This window comes from Candidatus Hydrogenedentota bacterium, from assembly GCA_013359265.1.
In the GTDB taxonomy this organism is placed as follows: domain Bacteria; phylum Hydrogenedentota; class Hydrogenedentia; order Hydrogenedentales; family SLHB01; genus JABWCD01.
In genome coordinates, this window is record JABWCD010000007.1 from 47,293 (window position 1) to 71,949 (window position 24,657).

Genomic DNA, 24,657 nt, shown 5'->3' on the forward strand with positions numbered 1-24,657 from the left:
GCTCCGTCCGAGCCATTTCGAGCGATCGATTACGATGACGAGCAGGAGCACGCGCACGATTTTGAAAACGCGGCCGATGCTACTACCGGTGAAAGCGTCATAGCACTATGAGCATGGACAACGTAGCGCCGACGCGCATGCAGCTTCTGGCCCACAAGGCCCAGATCAAGTTTGCCGCGGACGGCGTGCAACTCCTCGAAGGCAAGCGTGAAGCGCTGCTGAAGGAGTTGATCGAGCGCGCGAAGGAACTCCGCAATTTGCGCAATCAGTTGCACAAGATGGGCCGCTCCGCCGTCGCGACGTTGGCCATCGCGCGCGCCGTGCGCGGCACGGCCGACGTGCGCAGCGCGGGCGTCGCTGCGCGCCGCGAACTTCAGCTCGACGTTCGCACCGAAAAGGTGTGGGGCCTGAGCCTCGGCGCGATTGACCGGCACAACATCGTGCGGACCCAAAGCCAGCGCGGCACCGGCCTGCTGGACGTGAGCTCGCAAGTCGTGGAAGCGTCGGACTCCTCCGAGCGCATGGTCGAGCAATTACTCGTCTGTGCGCCGAAGGAATCGAACCTGCTGATTATCGGCGAGGAAGTCCGCAAGGTCAGCCGCCGCATCAACGCGCTGAACGAATACCTGTTGCCGAAACTGCGCGGCGAAATGCGCACCATCGCGCGCGTGCTCGACGAGCGCGAGCGCGAGGAGACCTTCCGCCTCAAGCGCATCAAGAAGAAGAAGGCCGACGCGAAAGCCGCCGAAGCCGAGGGAGGTGCGGCCTAATGCGCCTCGGCGATCTGCTCCACGAAAAGACCATCAAGCTCAATCTCGTCGCCGGCGACAAGCAGGCGGTCATCGAGGAATTGGTGGACGCGCTCATCGACGCGCACGAAATCCCCCTGTCCATGCGCGCGCACGCGCTCGAAATCGTCAAGGAACGCGAGAAAGAAGCCAGCACCGGCCTCGAATACGGCGTAGCCGCGCCCCACGGCCTCTCGGACCGCATTGACGACATTATCGTCGCGCTCGGCGTCTGCAATACCGGCATTCCGTTCGATTCCATCGACGGCATCGCCGCCCGAATCGTTGTGCTCATTCTGTTCCCGCGCCGCAGCTTTCAGGGCAACATTCAAACCATGGCCGGCATCGCCCACCTGCTCAGCAATCCCAAGTTACGCGAAGCCATCCGCGCCGCACGGACGGCCGAGGACGTGCTCCGCGCCATCCGCGAAGAAGAGAGCAAGGAAGCGTTCCACGTCCATCTGAGCAAGTAGCGAACGGGCCCGCCCGGGCCCGGACTTTCCACTCCGCGGTGAAGTCAGTATGATGTCACCCAATCCTTTTGGACGTGGGTGGGGTACAACGTGGAGCTTCGTCTCATCAGCGCTCTCGGTCTGCTGGTCATGCTGGCGATTGCGTATGCGCTCTCCGAGAATCGTAAGGCCATTTCGTGGCGGCTCGTCGCGTGGGGGCTCGGCTTGCAGTTCGTCATTGCGGTTCTCGTGCTCAAGACCGGCCTCCGCGATTCGATATTTCCCGCCGCGTCCGCCGGAGTAAACGTACTGACCGCCGCCACGCTGGCCGGCGCCCGGTTTGTATTCGGCAAATTGCCGGAAGACCAGAACATCGGCGCCATCTTCGCGTTCCAGGTGCTGCCTGTCATCATTTTTGTGTCTGCGCTATCGGCGGTGCTGCACCATCTGCGCGTGATCCAGCTTGTCGTCGGGGCGATTGCGTGCGTCATGCGGCGCACCCTGAAGACGTCCGGCGCGGAGACGTTTTGCGCCGCGCTGCAAATCTTCCTTGGCATCGAGGCCGCCGCTGCGGTCCGCACCTACATCAAGAACATGACACGATCGGAACTCTGCGTGATCATGACGACCTACATGGGCACTATCGCGGGCAGCGTCATGGTTGTGTACTCGACCTTCGGCGCGGAAGCGGGCCATCTTCTCACGGCGTCGTTCATGACCGCGCCCGCGGCGATCCTGTTGTCGAAGATGCTCGTGCCCGAGACCGGGAAACCCGAAACCTCGGGCGACGAACGTATTTCGGTACCCGTCGAATCGCACAACGTAATTGATGCCGCGGCGCAGGGCACGGCCCAGGGACTTAATATGGCGCTGCACGTCGGCGCCACGTTGATCGTTTTTCTCGGTCTCGTGTACTTGGTTGATTTGTGCCTGACAAAAGCCACGGGGTTTACCTTCGTACAGATTCTCGGCGTTGCGTTTCGCCCGGTTGCGTGGCTGCTCGGCGTTCCGTCGCAGGACGTTTCCGCCGTTGCGCAACTGCTCGGCAAGAAAACGGTATTCAACGAGTTCTTGAGCTATCTCGATTTGAAAGATGCGATCGCGAACGGCACCATGACCCCGCGCGGCATAATGATATCGACGTATGCATTGTGCAGCTTCGCAAATCCCGGCAGCGTAGGAATCACGATTGCCGGGCTTGACGCGCTAGCGCCCGAACGCCGTACGGACGTCGCGCGGCTCAGTCTGAAAGCGTTCGTCGGCGGCGCGCTCGCGAGTCTCATGACCGCATGCATTGCAGGGATGATTCTCTATGAATGACGCATTGGTCCCGCGGGCGCTGACGATCGCCGGCAGCGATTCCGGCGGAGGCGCGGGCATTCAGGCCGATCTCAAAACGTTCGCGGCCCTGCGCGTGTACGGCATGTCCGCGATCACGTCCGTCACCGCGCAGAACACCGTTGGCGTGGATGGCGTGCACGACGTGCCCGCGGAGTTCGTCGCCAAACAGATCGACATGGTCGCGCAGGATATCGGTGTCGACGCGGCGAAAACGGGCATGCTGTCCAACGCGGACATCATCCATGCAGTCGCTGAAGCGGTAAAGCGCAACCGCATCGATAAGCTCGTTGTAGACCCCGTTATGGTCGCGAAGAGCGGACACACATTGCTGCAGGACGCCGCGCGCGACGCGCTTGTCCGCGAGATGCTGCCAATCGCACATGTACTCACGCCAAATGTCCCCGAAGCCGAAGTGCTCACGGGACTGCGCATCACCGACACGGAATCCATGCAGGAGGCCGCGCGCGTTCTGCATGGAAAGGGCCCGCGCTACGTCGTCGTTAAGGGCGGCCACTTGGCAGGTCCCGAGGCGGTGGACCTCCTGTTCGACGGCGACACATTCCAGACGTTCTCCTCCGCGCGCTTCGACACGAAGAATACCCACGGTACGGGCTGCACCTTCTCCGCCGCGATCGCGGGCCTCCTCGCAAAGGGCTTCGATGTAGTCGCGTCCGTCGAAGGCGCGAAAGCGTATCTCACTAAAGCGATTCGCCACGCCCTGCCCCTGGGCGCAGGCCACGGCCCGCTCATGCACCACTGGATGGCCCAGGATGAAGTGAGTAGCGAGTAGTTGGGAAGCGAGAGAGTTGGGGCGTAAAAATGCGGGAGTTTCAAAGTGTGGGGGGATGGCAGCGTGCAAAACGTCCACCGAGTCCACAATGTCCATTCTGCCCACAACGCACACAATGCTTTCCGCGTCCATCCTGTCCATATCGTCCATCGACCCGTAACCAACCACCCAGGACCTTGCCGCCACGCATGAGCACCACTATCCGCTTCCTCATCGCAGCGCTCTTCTCGGTCGGCGTCGCCGCCGCGCAAACGCCCCTTCCCAACGCCCACGCCCACAACGACTACGAGCACGCGCGTCCATTGCTCGATGCGCTCGATCACGGCTTCTGCAGCGTCGAAGCGGACATCTATCTCGTCGATGGCGCGCTACTTGTCGCGCACGACCGCGACGATGTGAAACCCGAGCGCACGTTGCAGGCGCTGTACCTCGATCCGTTGCGCGACCGCGTCGTCGCCAACAACGGCCGCGTCTTCCCAAATGGCCCATCTCTGCGGTTGCTGATCGACTTCAAATCCGAAGGCGCGACAACCTACGCTGCTTTGCGAGACGTCCTCAAAAAATACGAACAAATGTTAACGGTATTCGAAAACGGCAAAATCGAAGAACGCGCCGTTACCGTCATCATTTCCGGCGATGCCCCGCGCGACGTACTCAAAGCCGAACCGCGCAGACTCGCCGCTATCGACGGGCGCCTCCGCGATCTCGATGCGCCGATCGACCCCAGTCTCACGCCACTCATCAGCGACAGTTGGGCCGGCACGTTCAAATGGAACCGCGATGGCGAAATGCCGCAGGACATCCGCGACAAAGTCAAAGCCGTTGTGAATAAAGCACACGCGGGCGGTGCAGTCGTCCGCTTCTGGGCCATCCCCCATCGCGAGGAATTCTGGGACGCGCTGCTCGATGCCGGCGTAGACCTCATCAATGCGGACGATCTTCGGCGCTTGCAGAAGCATTTGTTGCAGCGCGCGAGAAAGTAGGGCGCGAGGAAGGGGCTACTCGGGGTGGGGCGAGGCTCCGCCCGAGCCGCGTCTATCGACAAGTCCAAGTCGGCTCGGACGGAGCCTCGCCCCACCCAAGTAGCCTCGCCCCACCCAAGGATCCTCGCCCCACCCAAGGAGCCTCGCCCCACCCACGCATCTTTGCTATGCTCTTCCCGAGAATCTGCGGCCACGAGGGGAGCCTACCAATGAAGAACATTCTCGTATGTGCGGCGCTGTGCGCATTCGCCTTCGCTGCAAGCGCCCAAACCAAACTCGAAGGTCTCAGTGGCAACGTCGAGGTCAAGTTCGACGAATACGGCATCCCGCATATCTTCGCAACCAAATGGACCGACGCGGTGCGCGCGCTGGGATACATCCACGCGACGGACCGCATGATGCAGATGGAAGTCACGCGCCGCCGCGCTTCCGGTACGCTCGCCGAAGTGGTGGGGAAGGACGCGCTCGCGGAAGACATCCTCGTGCGCCAGCTTGGCCTGCGCCGCACCTGCGAACAATTCTGGAGGGAAGGCAACTACCCCGACGCCCTGCGCGATGACCTTGAAGCGTATTGCCAGGGCGTCAACGCCAAGATGAAAGAACTTGGCGCCGACCAGGATCTTGCGCCGTGGACCCCCGTCGATTGCATCGTATTCGGCAAGTACATGGCGTGGGACCAATCGGGAACGAACGACGATCTCTGGTTTGGCATGATGCTCGATAAGCTCGGGCCACAAGCGTTCGAGGAATTGTGGCCGCTTGACCGGCCATATGAAGTGCCCGCCGTGACCCACCAAGCGGACGAGACGAAGGTAGCTAAGGCGGGCCTTGCGTCCATTTCGGGTGCGTCCTCCGCGTACATGGCCGCGCTACGCCAATTTCCCGATCAATGGCCCGGCCGCGAAGGCGCCTTCGGCTCGAACAATTGGGCGGTTTCCGGCAGCAAGACGCGCAGCGGCAAACCGATGCTGTGCAGCGACCCGCACCTCGGTTTCAGCCTGCCGTCAATTTGGTACGCTGCCCATCTCAGCGCCGAAGGCCGCAACATCGCCGGCGTAACCTTCGCCGGCAGTCCGTCAATCGTGATTGGACACAACGACCGCCTCGGCTGGGGTATCACGAATCTTCAAACGGATGCCGTCGACTACTTCGTTGAGACCGTCGATGAAACCGATCCCCTCAAATACAAGCACCGCGGCGAATGGAAAGCGATGGAGCGCATCACGGAAGAGGTGCCCTTGATGGGCGAAGCGCCGCACAAACTCGACATCGACTACACCATCCATGGCCCCGTCATCAGCCGCGAAGGCAAAGTCATTTCGATGCAATGGACCGATCTCGGCGTCTCGACCGACGCCCTCGCCATCTTCGGCATGAACCGCGCCACAAACTTCGATGAATGGCTCGCGGCCGCGCGCCAGCTTGTCGCGCCGTGCATCAATCTCATGTATGCCGACGTCGAAGGCAACATCGCGCTCTACTGCGCCGGCTCCCTGCCCGTCCGCCAGCACGGCCAAGGCCGCGTGCCGATGGACGGCGCGTCCGGCGACAACGACTGGGTCGGCATGATCCCGAAAGACAAAATGCCGCTCGCAATCAATCCGCCCGAGGGATTCATTATGTCCGCGAACGGCCGCCCCGCTTCGATTGGCTATCCCTTCTATCTCGGGTTTCAATGGGACCCAAGTTGCCGCTCCCGCCGCATCGTGGACATGTTGAGCGTCGCAAACGATCTCACCATCGAGTCAATGGGTAGAATTCAAAACGACGCGCACGACAAGTTCGCGGAAACGTTTCTGCCCGTCTTTCTCCGCGTTATGACGCAGACCGATGTGACCGATCCCTTCGCGGCCAAGTTGCTCGCGGCCCTCAGCCAGTGGGACTACGCCGCCGATGCCGACTCGATCGGCACGATTATCTGGCTTCGCTGGATGGAAGAGTACCGAGACGCGACGTGGAACGACGAATGGGCCGCGCGCGGCATCGAGCCGCGCGGCGGGTCCTGGGGTTTCTCCGGCGACAACGAGCGCGAGCCGATGCTCGAAGTCCTCGAATTCATGACCCGCGAGAACCCGAATTCAGTCTGGTTCGACGACCGCGCAACGCCCGAACGCGAAACCCGCGACGACATCGTGCGCAAAGCGTTTGCCGGGGCGGTCGAGCGGTTGAAGAAAGACATCGGCGAAGACCTCGCCAAGTACGCGTGGCGTAATTTCAATATCCTTCGCGTACGCGCGCTAATGGGTGATGACAATCTCGCGCGCGAGGGCGGCCCCGTTCCCGGCGACTCGTTCACCGTCAATCCCGGCGGCGACGGCGGCGCCGTGGGCGGCGGCGCAAGTTGGCGCATGATCGTCGATTTTGCCGACACGACGGCAAGCGTGGGCACATATCCCGGCGGGCAAAGCGAGAGCGAGGACAGCCCCCACTACGCGGACCTCATGCCGCTCTGGGCATCGGGCAAGTACGCCCCCTTGCGCATGGTTGCCGACGCGAGCGCCCTCCCGGCGGACGACGTGACGATGTCACTGACCTTAGTGCCGCAGCCCTGACATGGATAGCGCCCGGTACAGACACCGGGCGCTACGATTACGCTTCGACGAGGGCGAGGCCCCTTCCCGAGCCCCCATCGCCTCAACCGTTTCGGCTTGGCCTTACGGGACGAGCGCGATGTAATACGTCGTGATAAACACCAGAAGCAAATACAACGGGTACAGCAGCGGCCCCAGGGGGCCGTTTGCGATACGAAGCAGCCATTCGTCCAAGTTGGTCATGGTTGTTCCTCTCCTTTTGCCTGTCCGCTAATGGTACGCGCCGATCGCGCCCGCGTTACACCCCAATACTGATTCTTGCAGACCCAGCCCGGCTACTCGCTTCCCGCCTCGGGCCGGGTCTGGGACGAAGCCCGCTCGGCCTTTGGGCGCGAATCGATCCACGCGACTGAACTCGCCTCACCCAGCTTTTCCTTGTCCTCCCCGCTGTGCGCGCTGGGAAACACCGACACCGTGCTCGCGAACACGTTTACATGGCCGAGCAAGTAATATCGCGCAATGATACCCAGCAACAGAAACCACATAAAGAGTTTCGTCCCGCCAACGAGCAGTACGATAAAGCGGAGCTTCGCAACGGGTATCTCCGCGTAGCTCACCAACTGAAACGGCGAAAATGCCAGGAACGCGATCAGCCCGAGAATACCGAACTGAAGACCCTGCGTCTGCGATTCCGGCTTTGGCAGGCCCGCGTCGATGCACCGCTGGTACGTGAAAAAACCGAAGTAGCCCGCCAGCGCGAGCGTCACCACGTGCGGCGAATTCACCATCGCGTTTTGCGACACCACAAACCCGATCTCTCGCGCGAATTCGTACGCCAACTCGGGATCGAACCCAATCAAAAAAAACACCAGCCACAGCACGTAGGTGGGCAGCGTCCAAAAAGACCAACGCGCTTTCGGATAATCCAACGCACCACTCCCGCGCAATCGCCCTCGCGAATCCCGGCAACCTTGCGCGTCTGGAAGAACAAGGACGCGGGCCTGCTGATGCCCGCGCCCCCGGTATTGGAACAAAGCCGGTTCGCGTCTGTCAACTGATAAACCGACCGGAATCGGACGCTACACAATGCGAATCAATCGCAAGCGCGCAGACGGAGGAGCGAAACTCCACCGTATCGATAAAAATCCGCATCAAAGGTCACGAGCCGGAATTGGCCCGCGGCGGCAAACGCGGCAAGATACGCGCCCGTCCACTCGCCGCCGGCGATGCGGATTCCGTGCGACCAATTCGCAAGCCAATCGTCGAGCCCAACCGGCTCCTCGGCGAACCGGACCCCTGGAAGCTTCAACCACCTGCGCAATGCCTGCCACGCTGCGTCCGCCGTCAACGCCGCGTCGCCGAAGATGTGCTTGTTCGTCAGGACCCGTAAAAACGCCAAGGCCGTCACGCGACAAAACGCTATCTCGTCTTGTCCGCCTGTTCAGTCCAATACCGGCGGGCCGTCGCGTGATGTAGATGGTCCGCGACGCTCAGCGCGATCCACACGTTCGCGTCAAGAAGATCGGGCAAGTCTGGCCTCGTCGTCTTCTTCGTCCAGGCGGCGAAGATTCGCAAGTGATATGGCCGGGATTGATCCTCCGCCAGCCGGAATGACGACGGGCGGTGGTGAGCGACGTTTCGATTGTAGTGCAGATGCAGCCGTTCCGGTCCGCAAGCCATTCTCGATCATCTGGCCTACGAGTTCGCGCATGGAAACACCGCTCAAGGCTGCCCGCGCTTTGAGGTTTCGATACAGGTCGTCGCGAATATCAATTGTAGTTCGCATAAACACATTTTAGCATAAATGTGCGTGATGCGCCACGGCGCAAAAGATCGACCTGTGACCCGAAACTACAACCCCGACTTGATCACCGCGTCGCAGATCGGTCCGCGGGAACGGTGGCCCTTCAGCACGAGGTGCGCGTAGTTCGGCAGGCCACGCATCATGCGGACGATCCAGTTCAGCGCGTTGTTGGATTCGTTCAGGTAGGGGTTGTCCACCTGTCGCGTGTCGCCCAGACAGATGCACTTGACGTTTTCGCCCATGCGCGTGAGCAATGCGCGAATCTCCGTGCGCGAAAGGTTTTGCGTTTCGTCGATGATGACCACCGCGTCTTCGATCGTCATGCCGCGGATGAACGCAAGCGGCAGAATCTCGAACTTGGACGGATCGAACCGCGTCGGTCCTTCCTTCGGCGTGTCGAATATTTTGTTTGCCGGCCGCGAGGAGTGAAGTTTCGTGACGAGGCCGTACAGGTAGCGAATGTACGGCTCCATCTTGTCGTTCACGTCGCCGGGCAGGTAGCCCATCTTCGTGCCGATCTCGATGAGCGGCTTCAACACGTAGATTTTGTCGAAGCGCTTCTGCTCGAGCGTCATGTACAGCGCCGCGGCGAGCGCGAGAAACGTCTTGCCGTATCCCGCCTCGCTCTGCAGCGAAACCAGGTCGATGTGTTCGTGCAACAGCAATTCGAACGCGAGGTTTTGGTACACGTTGCGCGGGCGCACCTTCCATACTTCGTGTTCGTATTCGATCACGCGCGCGCCGTCCGCGCCGTGAAACATCGGGCGCCCCTCGTGCCACGAGAAGCAGTTCATCGACTTTTCTTCGTCGTCCGAAACGAACCCGGTGTACTGCTGCGATTCGGATTCGTACGGCTTCGACAGCTTGTATTCCTGGCTCTGCACGCCGCTGAATTCGGCCATGAGCTGCAGAATGCGATCGTTCGTGACGAGAATCGGGTCGTCGAGCCCCGCGCTCTTGATCTCTTTCAGTATCTGCAAATCCACGCTCGGAATGAGCGGCGCCGATCCGTCGTCCTTGATGATGTGAACGACCTCGAGGTTCTCGCGAATCGAATCGATGGCTTTCGATACGAGGTGTTTGACGCGCGGTTCCTTCTTCAGCTTGTCCAGTTCGAGAATGACGTGGAACGGGATGCCAACGGCGTTTTCCTTGCCGTTGCGCAGCACGCGAATGCAGTTCGGGTCTTCGAGCAACGCGTTCGTATCGAGAATGTAACTCTTTTTCATGGTACTGCTCCCGGAAGAGTCGCGATCGGAATTGGGGCACGATTGACTGGGGGGCGTACTGCTGGCGCCGCGGGGTTCCTCCTTACGGGGTTCAGCCTCAAACGAAACGCGCGACGCCGGACGGCGTCGCGCGCGATGCTCCGAATCATGGATCGATGCTTCGATCTCAGCGGAAAGGGTCAATGCTTCACCAGGATTGGGTGCGGTCAAGCGAGTGTCTCCGAGCAGCCCGGGGGTGGCGGAGTGGCGCCCTGATGCCGATGCCGTTTCGGAATTGGGGCGGTATGACGCATCCGGTCTATGCGGCGAATCCTTCGACTCGTGGTTGGGGGCGTCGTCAACTTTGGCGGGTTACCGTCATGCGGTAGCCATGTCCACACAATACCACAAGTAGGAGCGATTGTCCATAGCCCACACAATATATTGTGGGTAATGTCAATAAATTCCCTTAATCCACAAAATCCACCGTCGGATGGGGTGCAACGCGGTGTTTCGGCGCGGCCTCCGGCTTTGGTTGGCCCGGATGGATCGGCGCGGAACCGATGGCGGGACGCAGCAGCGCGAGCGCGCGCACCCGAGCCAGGTGATACCCCTTTGCCCCGTCGCCGTCTATGGACGGCATTGGCGCGGCAAGCCGCAGCAGCAGACCCAGGAAAGCGGCGCCGTCGCCGATGGCGGTTTCGCACGACGGCACCAGCGAATCCAGCAGCTCGATGAGCGGCTTGAGGGCGGCTGCCGTGCGCCTGGCCGCACCGGAGTTCACCGCGGTAACGGACTCCCGGGCGATCAGCGCCGCGACGCCCGGCGACTCGATAAGGGCGTACCGCAGGAACACACTCACGAGGGCGTCCGTGCGCCGGGCGGCGGTGGTCACGCCCGAAAGTTCCCGGTTGATGCCGTCGCACATCCCGGAGACCCAGGCGTCCAGCACCGCCTTGTACAAGCCGTCCTTTCCGCCGAAGTGATAGGCGATGAGCGCGATGTTCACGCCGGCGCGATCGGCTACCGCGCGGGTCGAGGTCGCGTCAAAGCCCGCTGCGGAGAAGGCGTCGGTCGCGGCCCGGAGGAGTTTCCGGGCGGTACTCTGCTTAGCGGGCCGCATTTTTTTATTAATCATTTAATCAATTTAAATTGAACGATTGTTTAATATAGATCGGCCGCGCGCCGATTGCAAGCACGAATTTTCGCGGCGCGGGTACATAGCATCGCGGTGAGCGATCTGGTGCGGTTTCGAAATGGCTTTGTACGCAGGCTCGAGCCTGCCTGCTAGAGCGTTTGACGGTCGGCTGCAACGCGTGTGCTTGGGATTGAAGTCAGGCCTGGCGCGCGCACGGCGGACGGGCACCAATATTGATCGGAAAACTGCCAAGCGGGGGAGGCGCAACGTGCCGCTCCCGGTTACGGGACGTTCGGGTCGAAGACCCCACCGATGGTCGAAGCCCAGACGCGGCTGACCGGGACCTCGTCGGGGTATTTTACGAACTCCACGTGGCCGTCCATGTAGAGGACATTGGCGCCCGCGGGAACGTGGTTGTAATTCGCGGCGATGGGGGAGATGGCGTCGTGCATGATCCAGAGATCGCTCTGTGATTTGGCGCTGGCGGCCGGATTGTTGATGTCGCTGATAAGGAACCGCTCGATGCCCTCGCGCAGGCGGAAGACCATTCGGCCGCCCCCGTTCCCGTGGCTCGGGGTCAGGGCGGGCACGTCATCGTCCGCGGGGCCCTCATGGCTCAACGCGAAAATGTTCTCGTTGAGGTAGTGCACGATTTCCATGAACTGTGCCGGGGCCGGGGTGTCGTCCGGCCGGTGGAAGTACTGGCCGAAGTCGCCCAGCGGGACCGTCGGGTCGGTGTCGCCGAGCTTGTCCAGGACCCAGCCCCAGTAGGCATAGCTCGCATCCGCACGATGGGCGAGGCCGCCCTGATACTTCGGAATATGAATGATGAACGTCCCGTCCGCGCCGCGGAACAGGTCCACGCTGTCCTTCGGGTCGGACGGGCATATGAGGATGGCGGGGTCCGTCAGGTATTCGGGGTAAATCGACTCGATACGCGGCGCGGCGGCGAAGTCGTACTCGGACCCGCCCCTGAAAAACACCTGGAACGGCGGGTATTTGGCGCTCGGCGATTCGCCCGCATACAGCTTGAAGATGAGGCCGAGTTGCTTGAGGTTGTTCTGGCACGCGGACCGCCGCGCCGCCTCCCGCGCCCGCGCCAGCGCCGGCAGCAGGATGGCCGCGAGAATCGAGATGATCGCGATTACAACCAACAACTCGACAAGCGTAAAACCACGGGACTTCACGGGCGAGTCCTCCTTGCACCACAAGGAACTCAACTCAAGTGTACGCCGGGATCGCGGATCCGTCAACGCGTGGCACGGGCCCCGTACATCGCGCCGTTTGGGCACGTGCACCGAACATCTCGTTAATCCCCGCATCCGGTAATTGGTAGTACCCCCACTTATTGCCCGGTGAAGTAGTCTGAGTCTATTCGCTTAATCTCATAACTTGCCACGGGGGCAACGCCTATGTTGTGGTCAATGAGCATCTCACTAAGCAATTCACCGTCGATCAGCACGATTTTCGTGTCAATCCGTGATGCGAACTCTCGGGCGTCCTTCGTGAAATCCGAAGTAGTTATGAAGATCCCTTTTCGCGCCCTCTGTCCCTGCAACGCACCTGCGAATTTTTGAATCTCGGGCCTTCCCACTGTGTTTACCCAACGCTTCGCCTGGATATAAATGATGTCCAAGCCGAGCCGGTCTTCTTTAATAATGCCATCAATACCTTCATCCCCGCTCTTGCCGATTGCTTGGCCTGCATCTTTTCGGCTACCGCCGTAACCCATCTTGACAAGCAATTCAACGACAAGGCGCTCGAATAATGTCGGTGGAATCTGCTTGACCTGTGTCAATAGTTCGGCGGCCAAATCGTTGCGCAAGTTTTGGTATGCGCTTTCAAGCGCTTCCTCTGGCGTACCAGAAGACTCCTCTTCTCCGGTGTCGTTTGAAGTGGACGGTTTCCTCAGGGCTTGAAACTCGCAAAACTCAGGAAACTGCTTCAAAAACTTTGTGTCAATACGAAGTGGGCTTTGTGCCAAGACATCGTCACCCCGTGACGTGAGTCGGAAGAAACCCCGACGCGTTGTCTCAAGTAAGCCTGCTTTCTTCATGTACGTGCGCGCCCAGCCGACGCGGTTGTCAAATATCGCCTGTTGTTCGCTTGGGAGTAGCTCCTTTCGCTCCGCGTCGGTGAGGTTGAATTCATCCGCAAGTGCCTCTATGGCGTCTCGAAGCGAATGTTCTGCTTTGTCACTGGCGAACCTCAGCAACGGAAACATGATGCTTTGGTAGTCTGGAATCGGCATGTGCTAGTCCCCTTGGCGGCGTATCTCGTGCTGCTGCTTCTGAGTCGCCGAAGCTGAGTGTTATATAATTCGATGGGCGATAGCAACGAACCTGTCTTGCATTCCCACAAGCCCTCCTATACCAGGGGTAGTCCGCGGCATAGTGCATGAGGCCCGCTCGAACGGGGTTGCGCTCGATATGCCGCACTGCCGCCCACACGTGCGATTTGTTCAGCGGGCACGAGTAGAAGCCGCCCTGCCACATGTGACCGGACTATTGCGTCGCTGCGTTGAACCGCATCGCATGCACGGTATGCGTATCGCGGACGTTGCGCAACGGTACAGCAACTCGACGCACTGCCGATCCAGATTTCAAAATCCCGTACCAGTGGCTGGTGAGTGCCACCATCGACTTCGGGCGCGTGACGAGGTCATAGTTGGCAACTATGCCCAAGTCGTCGTCCGCGTGCGGGTGGGAGGACGAGGTGGCTGTTGCCTCGCGCTGCATTCGCCGTGCGCACACTGATAGGATACACGCGCGTTTTATGTGTAAGAGGTATGACGGGTAGGAGTGCAGCGGAATGACGCGGCAGGAGTTCAAGAAGGTTTGTCGGGGGCGGCGGTTGTGTTGGGGGACGGTGTTGCTGGAGTACGTGACGCCGATGATGGTGCGGACGTGTGCGCGGGCGGGCTACGCGTGGTTGTGGATCGACAACGAGCACGCGCAGCATTCGTACGAAACCCTCTACGAGGCGATACGGACGGCGGAGGACGTGGGCATCGCGTCGATTGTGCGCGTGACGTCGGACGATTATGCGCGCATTGCGCAGATGTTGGACATGGCGCCGACGGGAATCATCGTGCCGCGCGTCGAGACGCCCGAGCAGGTGCGGCACATCGTCGATTGCGCGAAGTATCCGCCGGTGGGCAGGCGCGGATTTGGGATGCGCGCATCGTTGTTCGGCGCGCACAAGATGAACATGCGCGAGCGAGCGGCGGACCAGATGGAGACGCGGTTCCTGGCAGTGCAGTTGGAGAGCCCGCGCGCGGTCGAGAACATCGAGAAGATGATCGAGGTTGCGGAGGGCCAGCTCGACGGCATTTTTTACGGTCCCGCGGATTACCAGATGGTCATCGGCGCGCCGGACCAGCCGAACCACCCGGACGTGATTGCGGCGGCGCGGCGGATTTCAAGCGTGTCGGCAAAGCACAATCTCTCGAACGGGACGCCCGCGACGTCGGTCGAAACGGCGAAACACTGGATTGATATGGGGTTCAACCTTATCACCTACAAGAGCGATGATCAGTTTCTGGCCGATGCGGCATATGAAGGACGGGAGCAGTTGCGGGCGCTGGAGGTGGGAGGGAGGTAATCTTGGATTTTGGATTTTGGATTTTGGATTGAACGCGGCCGGCGTCGTGTCGAAGGGCGAGCCGCTGCGAGCCGCTTCGTGTGCGCCGCGTCATGGGCGGACAAGCGTTCGTCCGGTCGAGGCGCCCCTGCGCCAACTGCCTCGTAGCGCCGCAAGTCGCTGCATTCGAAACCGAACTGGAAAGGCCGGTTTGCCGGTCGGCGGTTACCCGCGCTGGCACCGGACTGCTGTCGCGCCGGACACCCGAGTGCCGGCATCCAATCTAAAATCCAAAATCCAAAATCCAAGACTTGCCAATCGCGCGGTTAATCGGCTCCGCGGCTTCATTCGCCGCCAACGCGGGTTGGCCGATTCGCCGTTGCGCCGCCAGCCCAAGAATCCGCTGCATCCCGATACGTCCGCCGCGCGCTCGACCGCATCCAATCCAAAATCCAAAATCCAAAATCCAAAATTCCCCATCTGTCTCGTCGTGTCGTTTGCCGTATCGGCGGCCTATTCCGCGTTTGCACAGACGTTGGTCGTTGAAACCGCGACGATGACCGCGGCGCGCGAGGCCGTGCGCGTCTACGTCCAGGAAATCAGTCTCGATACGGGCGCGCCGACACCCTTGGCGACGCAACTCCCCGGTGCGTCGCCGGCTTCGCCGCTCTTCGTAACGGGCGAAGGAATCGTAGTCGCCGCGACATCGCAATCGAATCGGCGGGGAGCAGACGCAATCGCGGGATGGTCGCCGTTACACGTTGCATTGGGCGACGATTCCTGGCGCGCGATCGCGCGTGACGGCGCGATTCTCGCGGGCACGATCGCAGGCGTTAGCGCTTCCGGGGCGCGCGCGGTTGTGGTGAGCGCGCTGCGCGACGGACCGCTATCCGGTCATGGCCGCATCGACGCGTGGACGATTGCGTCGACACCGGTTGTTGCGCTTGCGGAACCGCCCGCGACGTGGCTCTTGCCCGGCACGCCGCACGCCGCGGTGACGCACCCCATTGCCGGGTGGGTCGCGGCGCTGTGCCGTATGCCGAACGGCGCAACGGTGCTGCACGTGCGCGACGCGGCGCGTGGCCGCGTAATCCAGGAGCGCTTGCCGCTTGCGCAGCCGAACGAGCGTCTCGCTCCCGCGGCGCTGATGCTGGCGGAAGACGGCGCGACGCTCATCGCTGTGTTGAACGACATTAACGCCGCGCCGGAATCGGACGAAGGCCGGTGTTGGGCGGCGGCGTTGGATGCACGTTCCTTTGCGCCGATAGGCGCGCGGGTGGAACTGCGCGGCACTATCGACACGCCCGGAGCGGTCGTTTTCGGCGGTGGAGGCACGTGTTGGGTTGCGACGCGATCGCCGAGCGCGGGGTTTGCGTTTGCGTATGGGCTTGATCGCACCGCGGACCAATTCGAGATCGCGGATCAACGGTCGTTCACCGGTCTGTCCCGCGCGCTCGTCCTTGCCGCTGCGGAGGATAGGGTCGCGATTGGCGTCGATCGCCGCGTCGAGATTTTGCCCGCGGGTTCGGAAGGCGCCGAGCCGCTCGAGTTTCGGACACCGATTACCGCGATGTGTTGGACCGATGACGCACTCATCGTCGCGGAAGCGAACCGCGTTCATGCCATTGCGACGGACCATCGAAGGCTGTGGACCACGTCGCTGCAAACGGGACACGTTCTCGCGTTGAGCGCGCTCGATGCACCGTACGCGCAGGAACGGTTCACCGATATGGATGGAGACCGGATCGCGGATGCGATCGATCCCGAACCGACTGTGCCTTCGCCGCGGCTCGATGTGCCGCGCGAAATCGTGTTGCGCGAAGACACCGCCGGGGCCGAGGTGCGCGCCGTGCGCATCGCGTCGGATTTCGCGGAGCGTTCGGTATGGCGCGCGACAATCGATGCGAATGCCGCGCCGTGGCTGCGCGTGTTTCCGCGCCAGGGCCGTTCGCCGGGCTGGTTCATCGCCGGCGCGGACCCCTCGCAACTCCACCGCGCAAACGGGGCGCATGCATTCATCGACATCTCGATGACGGGAACGATTGTCGGCACCGAAGCGTTCGGGTCGCCCCGCCGGATCGGCGTTCGCATCGAGCCAGTCAGCGCCTCCGCGCGGTCCGTGCTTTGGCTGCTTGGCGGCGGTGAGCCGGGTCCACGGAACGCGCGCGACAGTTACGGTCTTGGCGCAGTCGCGGCGGCGCTGTCCGGCCCGCCGTTCTATTGGTCGCACGACGATACGAACGGCGAACCGCTCGATTCGATTGCGGACTATGCCGTGGTCGTTCTCGATTCGGCAGCGATTGGCGCGGGGCTCGTGAGCCGACAGTCGTTGTTGGACTACGTCGCCCGCGGTGGCGGACTGCTCGTGATCGCGCGCGCGAACGACGGCGCGTCCGGCGCGGCGCAACGATGGCTCGCGCCCGCGGGCATCGCGTTCGAGCCGGGCACGGTTTCCGGCGCAGCTACGGCCGTGCATCCGCATGCCGTGACGCGGCATTGGATCTCGTTCGCGGTCGACGACGCTGCGCGCATGAAACTCGATGCGGCGATGGCCGTGCTCGCGGCGGCGGGAGATTCGCCCGTGCTCGCCGTGCGCCAATTCGGGCGAGGGCGCATGGCCGTATTGGCGTCGCCTGCGCCGCTGCATTCCGATGTCATGGCGTCGAGCGCAAACCGGCTGTTCGCGTGCGATCTTTTCGATTGGCTTTCGCGGTCCGCCATCGAAACGAAGGACCTTGACGCGGACGGGTTGCCGGACGAACTCGAAGATCGGAACGACAATGGCGTGATGGACGAAGGCGAAACGAGCAAGTTCGATCCCGATTCGGACGGCGACGGCATTCCCGATGGGAAGGAAGACGCGAACGCGAACGGCATTGTGGATGATGGGGAAACGGACCCGCTAAACGCGGACACGGACGGCGACGGCGACTGGGACGGCGCGGACTACGATCCGTATCCGGCGACGAGACCGCAGGCGGGCGAACCGGATGCCGCCGGCGACGCAATGAACGAAGGGCCGCGCGCGGCGTTGCAGAATGCGCCTCTGAATGACGCGCCGGGACGTCCGGGCCTGCGGCTCGAGGCCAATCCGATTCCGGAGGCGCAGTACGAGGCCTACGTCATGCTTTCCATTGCCGCGCCGGGCGACGCGGACCTTGGACGCATACTCCTGCGGCTCGATACCGAGCCCGCCGGGAATCTCGAGTGGTTCGATCTGCGCGCTTCGCCGGACGCGGAGTTGGCGGGACGCCGCGCCATTCAGCGCGAAACGAAGGAGTGGGGAATCGCAATCGAGATCACGCCGCCCTCGCGACCCGACGTGCCGAACGCATTGATCGGTGTGAAGTGCCGTCACCGTTTCCCGTTGAGCGAGCCGCGCACGGCGACCGTTGTTACGAAGGAAGTGTCAGTGACCTCGATGAACGGCGAACCGATTCACGTCGATGCGGCGCACGTTGAAATTGTCTGGAAAGCAGAATAGCGCTGTCGATAGCGTGCGGACGACACGGAAGCGACGCCGGCAGAAAACGTCCAGGCCGGTCTAGAGCAATTCAAGTTTGAGCACACCGTCTGTTTCGTGCTCCTGCGCGTGAGTCGTCACCCGTCCTCCGTAGCCCTGCTACTTCGGAGGGCAAAGGAGGGTCGTACTCGCACTCGATCCTCGATAAGATCGAGTACGATGACGAGCAGGATTCTCCTTCGCCCGGCCGGCTTCGGAGGACAAGTCACGAGCACGCGGTGCAGCCGACCTTGAAACGCTCTATTCTGTCCGAAACGACTGCTTACTGGCTCGTGACCAGTCCCACGCCCTTGCGAATCCATTCCGCCGCCGGGCCATTCTCGAGCGCGGCGGGCATGCCGCCTTTGCGTGCGTGACGCAGATCGATATCGGCGATCACCATCGTATCTTCGTATGGACCCGCCTCCGCGATGACGTTGCCGTCGGGTCCGATGATTCGACTGTGCCCGTTCGACGTGCCTTCTGCGTCCGGATCGTCGCGTAACGCGGGTGCGTTCGCGTGGACGATGAACACGCCGTTCTCCACGGCGCGCGCCTGCAACTGCGCGCGGTACGGCCCGATCTTGTGTTCCTCGCCGATGCCCGACTCGCAGGAAATGTAGAAGAACAATTGCGCGCCCGCGAGCGCGCGCAGTTGGACCAGGTGCGGGTAGCGCTCGTCGTGGCAGACGAACGTACCGCTCTTTGCGTCGTCGATGTTGAACGTCGTGAACCGCGTGCCGGGCGTCGCCCATGCCTCTCCCGCGAGATAGGTTTTCTCGTAGCGATCGATAATCTCACCGTCCGGACTAATTGTCAGCGCCGCGCAGAAAATCTTGTCGCCGTCACGCGTGGGAGCGCCGACGATCGCGTATACGTCGCGTTCGTCGCACGCCGTGCGGATCGCGTCGATTGACGTGTCGATCACGTTCCAGTCCAGTGTCTCGCGAAACTCCGGTTTCTTTGTATACCCCGTCAACGCCATTTCGGAGAAAACCGCGACGCGCGCGCCCGCTTCCGCCGCTTTGCCGATCCATTCGACGATTTGTCGCGTATTGGATGGCACATCGAAGCAGGTGTGAAACTGCACGGCCGCCACGCGTAATACGCGATGCGAACCTTCCGGCTCGCGTGGCAGCGAGCCCCGCGCGATTGCGTCATCGAACGCCGCCGGTTCGACAAGGCGTATTTTGGCCCCAAAGTTCCCGTTGGTTTTTGCGGTGGGCGTAAATGTTCCGGGCTTTGTCAGCGCCGACACGGTCGTCCCGAGCGAGACAGAACGCAGGCGTTCGCGTACTTCGTCATCTATCACCGCCGCGGACGGAATGAAGACGTCCTGATCGGTCGGGTCTTCATACAGCAGGTTTTCGTCCGTGACGACGCGAAGCCATAGGTTGGCTTTCAGCATCTCGCGGAACGGCCCAAATTGGCGCTCGAACAGCGACACGTTCGGATCGCGGTTGCAGTAGTTCTCCCACTTCGATACGTAGTACCAGGCCGCCTTCAGCCCCGGCGATACGCCATCGCGCGCGTCGCGCATCCGGCACTCGTCGCCTATCGCGCGCATCCATGTCTGGCCGGAGAGTTCGCTGCTCCCCCAATTCGTGATTTGAATCCCCTCCGCTCCTTTCGCCAGGACAGCTTTCGCCGCGAATACAAGGTGCTCCGTTGTGTAGCCGTATTTGTCGAGAAGTACCGGGCCATCGATTTCGAGGACAGTTGGACGTTGCGTGATGCCCGTCATTATTGCCAAGGCAATCCCCACGTCGCCGATATTCGCAGGACCGTGCATGAAGAAGTCATAGGAGTGAACAATTTCGTCCGCGGGACGCGAGTAATCCCAGTAGGCGAGGTTCGCAAACGCCGCGGATTCGCTGCGGAAGCTTTCTCCTAGCGGCACGGAAATACGCGCGGAGGTGTCGTTCTTCCGTACGGCGGCGGCGAACGCCGTCACCCAATCCGTCAGCGCCGCTTCGCGAAAACGAATCCAGTCCGCCGACGCCGCATCCGTGGACGGCTCGTCCTTCGTATCCTGAGGAACCGGTGGTTCGATGTCTCCAAACGCAGCGTACGACGTGTTCCACGACTCGTTCAGTGACGCGATTGAACCGTAGCGGCCCGCGAGCCAATTGCGAAATCCCGCGCGCGCGGACGGCTCGTACGTATTCCATCCGCCGAACTTGACCTCCATATGCACGGAGAACGCGGGCGTATACGTGTAGCCCATGCCCGAGTAGTGTTTGGCCGCGGCGGAGACAAAATGCAATTGACGCTCGCGATTTTCTGCGCTGAACACACTCGGCAATCCGCCGCTGTAGTCGAACGTTGTGCCGTCGGGATTCTGAAACAGCTCCGGCTGGAACCACTCCGGCCAGTCCGTTACGTTGACGCGGAGCCGCAACGCCATGTCCTTTGAGCGCACGTAGGAAACGCGCTCGTCCGGTATGGAAAAGTCGAACGCACCGTCCGAGGCTTCGCAGTCGCGCCAGGAGATGCCAAGTTCAATCGTGTTTACGCCGTAGTCTGCAACCGTATCCACCTGCCGTTTGAAGAAACCCATGTCACGATAGGCAGGTTCCCAATCCCAGATCGTGAACGAGAATTGGTTGGCGCCAGCCGCTGCGGCAAACAGCGACGCGAAGGCAATTGAACTCAGCACGACAAAACCTCCCGGTTCGCGCAGGCGTGTGGACTGGAGTATAGACAACCGGAGGCGGGTGGACGAAAGTCAGTGCGGTTGAGGCGCGGTGGCATCGACCGCGCACGTCTTTTTCGCGACGCCGAGCGCTGAGAGAATGTCCTCCATCAGGCACCACCGCGTAATCGACGATTGCAGCAGGTTCGCTCCGACAAACGCCGTGAACCACAGCCAGTACGGGCTGACCCAATGCGCGAGCGCAAGGCTAATCAGAATGAACGTACCCGCAATCATACGAATGTACCGTTCCATCGTCATTGTTTCGTCTCCTTTGAAGTGACGGACGTGGATAACCCCATGGCGCATTGTAGCGCAACGTGAAAGGGCCGGCTATCCGCCAAGCACGTGCGCGAGGTGCGGATTGAGAAAAACGCCTCTGGGGTCAAGCGCTTTCCGCACGCGCCGAAAACTGTCCCATTCCGGATACAGTTCGCGCAGTTCGGCCGCGGAAAGATAGTGAATTTTCCCCCAGTGCGGGCGTCCGCCGTGCCGCCGGAAGATTTTTTCCGCGCCGCGAAAATAGGCTTCGTGATCGGCGCGCGCGTCGTAATGGACGGAAATGGTGACGCTGTCGCGTTGGTAGAATGGACTCAGCCAGATGTCATCCGCCTTCACGTACCGGTACTCGATTGGAAAGAACACCGGGGCGTTCTCCTTGACAATCCATTCCTTCAGTTCGCGCATGGCAGTGGGACCGCGCTCGATCGGAATGGCGTACTCCATTTCAGAAAACCGCAGGATGCGCCGCGTCACGAGCGCGTGATGGCTCGTATTCACTTCCGAGGCGCTGGTGAGGCGCCGGGCGGTGAATTTGCTCAACGCCGCACAGCGCGACGGCTTGCGGCGGCACATGCCCGCGAGCACGCCGAAAACGTAGTTTTCGACGAGCACTTCGTCGATCCATTTCCGCACGGGCCCCACCTCAATCCGTGCCTCGGTTTGGATGTGGAATTTCATCATCACGGTATCCGTGTATGGGAAATACCAGAACTCGAAGTGCCGGTTTTCTTCCGCGTGTTTCTGCGCGCGCGAAATGCAGTCGATGAAGTTTCCGGGCGCGCGCGTGTACGCGAGACGGTACGTGGGCACGACGCGAAGCGTAAACTGCGTGACGATACCCAACGCGCCGACCGACACCTGCGCGGCCTTGAATATGTCGCGCTCGTGCTCTTCGGAGCACTCGATGACCTCGCCGGACGCGGTCATCAGCGAAAGCGCGGATATCTGAGTGGACAGGCCGCCCAGCCCAAGCCCCGTTCCGTGCGTACCGGTGGCGAGCGCGCCGCCGAGCGACTGCTTGTCGATGTCGCCCATGTTCTCCATGGCGAGGTTGAACGGCGCGAGCAGGTCGCAGAACTGCCACAGTTTCGTTCCCGCCCAGGCGGTCGCCGTGTTGTGCACCTTATCGACCTCGATCAGGCCGGCCAACTTGTCGAGCGAGACGACTACCCCCGTGGTCGTCACCAGATCGGAAAACGAATGACCTGAGCCCACTGGCCGCACGACCTGCCCCCTGGCCGCCGCGGTCCGGACCAGTTGGGCAAGTTCCGCTTCGTCGCGCGGGTAGGCAATTTGCGCGGGCGAGCACGACACACGGCCGGACCAGTTTTTCCACAATTTGGCCATAGGGTTACCAAGTGGAGGAAAGAATCGGAACAAGATTAGCATACGTGTACGCAGTTATCGTGCAAGGGAATATCCCGGTTGGCCGGCGTGTCAACGTAAGGCAGGGAAATACAATCAGGAGGCGACCATGCCCGCATGGTTTTCAAAGGTGTTCAAAGGCGGCGCCGCGTCGGCAAGGCCCCGCGAAGCGCATCCGCTGCTCGATGAGGTCCTGGGTGGCATCGACACGTCGGACGACCCGGAGCCGTCGAGTGCCGGCCGTGCGGAGAAGAAGCGCCGCATCGTGAACGCGCCGATCGTCGAATTTGTCGGCGAAACCGCCGCGTCGAGCGCGGACATCCGCATCAAAGCGCGCATCGACAACTCGAGCGGCGGGTGTGTGCTCCTGATCGACCGGCCCATCCTCGAAGGCCATTCCGCGTGGTTCCCGACTGCGAAATCGGCGGAACACTCGCCGCTGGCGCAGGCAATCTTCGCAATCGACGGGGTCGTGTCGGTCCTGCTCCACGGCTACACAATAACCGTTACCCGTCACCCCGCCCGACACGGCGACTGGACGGATATGGCCCGCGAGATTGGCAACGTCGTGCGCGGACACTTGATCGACGAAAAACCCATCGTGTCGGATGAGTTCCTTGCGGGCCTGCCGAGCGCAGATACCATCCAGCAAGAACTGCAGAAGGTAATCGACACCGAAATTAACCCGAGCATCGCGGCGCACTCCGGCGCAATCGCGCTCGACCGCGTAGAAGGCAACACCGTCTATATTCAAATGATGGGCGGCTGCCAGGGCTGCGCCGCGTCGGACGTCACGCTGCGACAGGGCATCTACGAAGCATTCCGCAGCGCGGTCCCGCAAATCGGCGCAATTCTCGACAACACCGATCACAGCGCCGGCAAGAACCCGTTCTATACGCGGATGCCGGTGGGGATGAGCTAGATGCCCAAACTCAATACATTCGACGTTGTCATAAGGACCGGCGCGCGCGGCCCGGGGGCCGCTCCGAAATGGTCGATCAACGGTTTTGTCGTGGACTTCGAGCAATCGAAAGGCGGGACCGGCCCCGGCGAGACGTTCGAGGGCACGGCCAATCCCGGCAGTTTCCCGCACACGCTGCTCATTCGCGGGCCCGAGTCGGGCGCGTGGGACATTGAAGAAGCGCGGATCACGTATTTTACGCAAGGCGATCAGCCGTATGCCGTGCGTCTTGGGGCGGTCACACTCGATGCCGACGCCGATCTCAATATCTGGTACGAACGTCCGCAGAAGGTTTTTGACGTCTAGCGACTCGGAAAGGCACGATCAGCGCATGACTACTATAGAGCTTTCCAGGCAGCAATGCGTCCCATGCCGCGGCGGCGTGCCGCCGCTTGCGGGCGCCCAACTCGCATCGATGCACCAGATGCTCGGCAACGACTGGCTCTGTGTCAACGAGCACCACCTGGAAAAGGAATACAAGTTCAAAAACTTTGTCGACGCGCTCGCGTTCACGAACAAGGTCGGCTCGATCGCCGAAGAGCAAAACCATCATCCCGATATCCTCACGACTTGGGGAAAAACCAAAGTGACCATCTGGACCCACAAGATTGACGGGCTGACCGAGAGCGATTTCATCTTCGCGGCGAAAGTCGAAGAGGCGTACAAAGCCCATGCCGTGCAGTGACGTTACCGAAATCATCCACGTCGAACTCGATGCCGAGGACCGGCTCAAGGACTACTACTTCTCCAAACGCACCTGCGGCCAGGGCGTCGGCGCGGGCAACCTGCTCGCGGACCAACTGCGCGGCTGGGGCCTCGACAGAATTCTCGCGTACGACGCAGAACGGTACCTCGCGGAGTTCCCCATCGAAGACGAACTCGAAGAATTCCTCAGCCTCAAACACTTCTTCGCAATTCAATCCGTACTCGAAGTCCTCACCGGCAAGGAACCCGGGGGAAAGGACGACCCCTGCGCTGCCGCCGAAATCTCGTACGGGGACGGTACCTTGGTCATTGACGGACAAATTGCCGTAGACCTCGTTACCGAGAAGATCAAGGCCTGTGGCAACTGCCGCGCATGCGGCAAGAGCAAGAAAGCGAAGATTGTGTTCAATTAGCGTATTCCTTGCGCAAACTATTTGTTTACAATACGTTGTGAGCAGACCAGCCCCTGTCGTCTCGACCCGGTTTCGATTCCCCCTGCCTTCGACCGGCCACATCAAATAACGCTGGAC

20 protein-coding genes and 1 pseudogene are annotated in these 24,657 nt (G+C 61.4%); 12 read left to right on the plus strand and 9 right to left on the minus strand.

What is annotated here, in order from left to right; all coding sequences use genetic code 11:
* Positions 1 to 113 precede the first annotated feature (113 nt).
* The 6 genes from HUU46_08605 (at position 114) to HUU46_08630 (ending at position 6,906) form a co-directional block, all read left to right on the plus strand.
* Positions 114 to 770 (plus strand): V-type ATP synthase subunit D, encoded by a 657-nt coding sequence (locus tag HUU46_08605; GenBank protein ID NUM53690.1) that lies wholly within the window; start codon positions 114 to 116, stop codon positions 768 to 770.
* Positions 770 to 1,261, plus strand: a complete 492-nt coding sequence (locus tag HUU46_08610) for a PTS sugar transporter subunit IIA (protein NUM53691.1) — start codon at positions 770 to 772, stop codon at positions 1,259 to 1,261. The genes HUU46_08605 and HUU46_08610 overlap by 1 nt, the downstream gene beginning before the upstream one ends.
* 90 nt (positions 1,262 to 1,351) lie before the next feature.
* Positions 1,352 to 2,560 (plus strand): NupC/NupG family nucleoside CNT transporter, encoded by a 1,209-nt coding sequence (locus tag HUU46_08615; protein NUM53692.1) that lies wholly within the window; start codon positions 1,352 to 1,354, stop codon positions 2,558 to 2,560.
* Positions 2,561 to 2,564: 4 nt separating this feature from the next.
* Complete coding sequence (gene thiD, locus HUU46_08620) at positions 2,565 to 3,371, plus strand: bifunctional hydroxymethylpyrimidine kinase/phosphomethylpyrimidine kinase (protein NUM53693.1); 807 nt, start codon at positions 2,565 to 2,567, stop codon at positions 3,369 to 3,371.
* Positions 3,372 to 3,559: 188 nt separating this feature from the next.
* Positions 3,560 to 4,354 (plus strand): hypothetical protein, encoded by a 795-nt coding sequence (locus tag HUU46_08625; GenBank protein NUM53694.1) that lies wholly within the window; start codon positions 3,560 to 3,562, stop codon positions 4,352 to 4,354.
* A gap of 209 nt (positions 4,355 to 4,563) precedes the next feature.
* Positions 4,564 to 6,906 carry a penicillin acylase family protein gene (locus HUU46_08630; protein NUM53695.1) on the plus strand — a complete coding sequence of 781 codons (2,343 nt, stop codon included), beginning with the start codon at positions 4,564 to 4,566 and terminating at the stop codon, positions 6,904 to 6,906.
* Between the two features lie 314 nt (positions 6,907 to 7,220).
* Here the strand turns inward: HUU46_08630 and HUU46_08635 are convergent, their stop codons facing one another.
* From HUU46_08635 to HUU46_08660, 6 genes and pseudogenes are all read right to left on the minus strand, one after another.
* Positions 7,221 to 7,814, minus strand: coding sequence for a hypothetical protein (locus HUU46_08635; protein NUM53696.1), 594 nt, complete (start codon positions 7,812 to 7,814; stop codon positions 7,221 to 7,223).
* Between the two features lie 164 nt (positions 7,815 to 7,978).
* Positions 7,979 to 8,565, minus strand: a pseudogene (locus HUU46_08640) (PIN domain-containing protein).
* A 171-nt stretch (positions 8,566 to 8,736) separates the two neighbouring features.
* Positions 8,737 to 9,918 carry a PhoH family protein gene (locus HUU46_08645; GenBank protein NUM53697.1) on the minus strand — a complete coding sequence of 394 codons (1,182 nt, stop codon included), beginning with the start codon at positions 9,916 to 9,918 and terminating at the stop codon, positions 8,737 to 8,739.
* A gap of 448 nt (positions 9,919 to 10,366) precedes the next feature.
* Entirely contained in the window at positions 10,367 to 11,035 is a 669-nt protein-coding gene (locus HUU46_08650; protein ID NUM53698.1) for a TetR/AcrR family transcriptional regulator, read from the minus strand.
* A gap of 281 nt (positions 11,036 to 11,316) precedes the next feature.
* Complete coding sequence (locus HUU46_08655; GenBank protein NUM53699.1) at positions 11,317 to 12,357, minus strand: DUF1559 domain-containing protein; 1,041 nt, start codon at positions 12,355 to 12,357, stop codon at positions 11,317 to 11,319.
* 23 nt (positions 12,358 to 12,380) lie between these two features.
* Positions 12,381 to 13,286 carry a restriction endonuclease gene (locus tag HUU46_08660; protein ID NUM53700.1) on the minus strand — a complete coding sequence of 302 codons (906 nt, stop codon included), beginning with the start codon at positions 13,284 to 13,286 and terminating at the stop codon, positions 12,381 to 12,383.
* 560 nt (positions 13,287 to 13,846) lie between these two features.
* On the opposite strand from HUU46_08660, the gene HUU46_08665 reads away from it, so the two are divergent.
* On the plus strand, positions 13,847 to 14,638 hold the full coding sequence (locus tag HUU46_08665; protein NUM53701.1) for a hypothetical protein: 792 nt from the start codon (positions 13,847 to 13,849) through the stop codon (positions 14,636 to 14,638).
* A 190-nt stretch (positions 14,639 to 14,828) separates the two neighbouring features.
* Positions 14,829 to 18,101 carry a hypothetical protein gene (locus HUU46_08670; GenBank protein ID NUM53702.1) on the plus strand — a complete coding sequence of 1,091 codons (3,273 nt, stop codon included), beginning with the start codon at positions 14,829 to 14,831 and terminating at the stop codon, positions 18,099 to 18,101.
* Between the two features lie 301 nt (positions 18,102 to 18,402).
* Here HUU46_08670 and HUU46_08675 read toward each other — a convergent pair whose 3' ends face one another.
* The 3 genes from HUU46_08675 to HUU46_08685 form a co-directional block, all read right to left on the minus strand.
* Positions 18,403 to 20,778 (minus strand): beta-galactosidase, encoded by a 2,376-nt coding sequence (locus HUU46_08675; protein ID NUM53703.1) that lies wholly within the window; start codon positions 20,776 to 20,778, stop codon positions 18,403 to 18,405.
* Between the two features lie 69 nt (positions 20,779 to 20,847).
* Positions 20,848 to 21,075: a DUF2892 domain-containing protein gene (locus HUU46_08680; GenBank protein ID NUM53704.1), complete on the minus strand. Its 228-nt coding sequence runs from the start codon at positions 21,073 to 21,075 to the stop codon at positions 20,848 to 20,850.
* Positions 21,076 to 21,147: 72 nt separating this feature from the next.
* On the minus strand, positions 21,148 to 22,443 hold the full coding sequence (locus HUU46_08685; GenBank protein NUM53705.1) for an FAD-binding protein: 1,296 nt from the start codon (positions 22,441 to 22,443) through the stop codon (positions 21,148 to 21,150).
* Between the two features lie 127 nt (positions 22,444 to 22,570).
* Here HUU46_08685 and HUU46_08690 point away from each other — a divergent pair, with 127 nt between their 5' ends.
* The 4 genes from HUU46_08690 to HUU46_08705 are packed head-to-tail and all read left to right on the plus strand — an operon-like array spanning position 22,571 to position 24,540.
* On the plus strand, positions 22,571 to 23,383 hold the full coding sequence (locus HUU46_08690) for a NifU family protein (protein NUM53706.1): 813 nt from the start codon (positions 22,571 to 22,573) through the stop codon (positions 23,381 to 23,383).
* Positions 23,384 to 23,728 carry a helicase gene (locus tag HUU46_08695; protein NUM53707.1) on the plus strand — a complete coding sequence of 115 codons (345 nt, stop codon included), beginning with the start codon at positions 23,384 to 23,386 and terminating at the stop codon, positions 23,726 to 23,728.
* A gap of 25 nt (positions 23,729 to 23,753) precedes the next feature.
* Complete coding sequence (locus HUU46_08700; GenBank protein ID NUM53708.1) at positions 23,754 to 24,107, plus strand: 4a-hydroxytetrahydrobiopterin dehydratase; 354 nt, start codon at positions 23,754 to 23,756, stop codon at positions 24,105 to 24,107.
* Positions 24,094 to 24,540, plus strand: a complete 447-nt coding sequence (locus HUU46_08705) for a hypothetical protein (GenBank protein NUM53709.1) — start codon at positions 24,094 to 24,096, stop codon at positions 24,538 to 24,540. Before HUU46_08700 ends, HUU46_08705 begins: the two co-directional genes overlap by 14 nt.
* Positions 24,541 to 24,657: the final 117 nt, after the last annotated feature.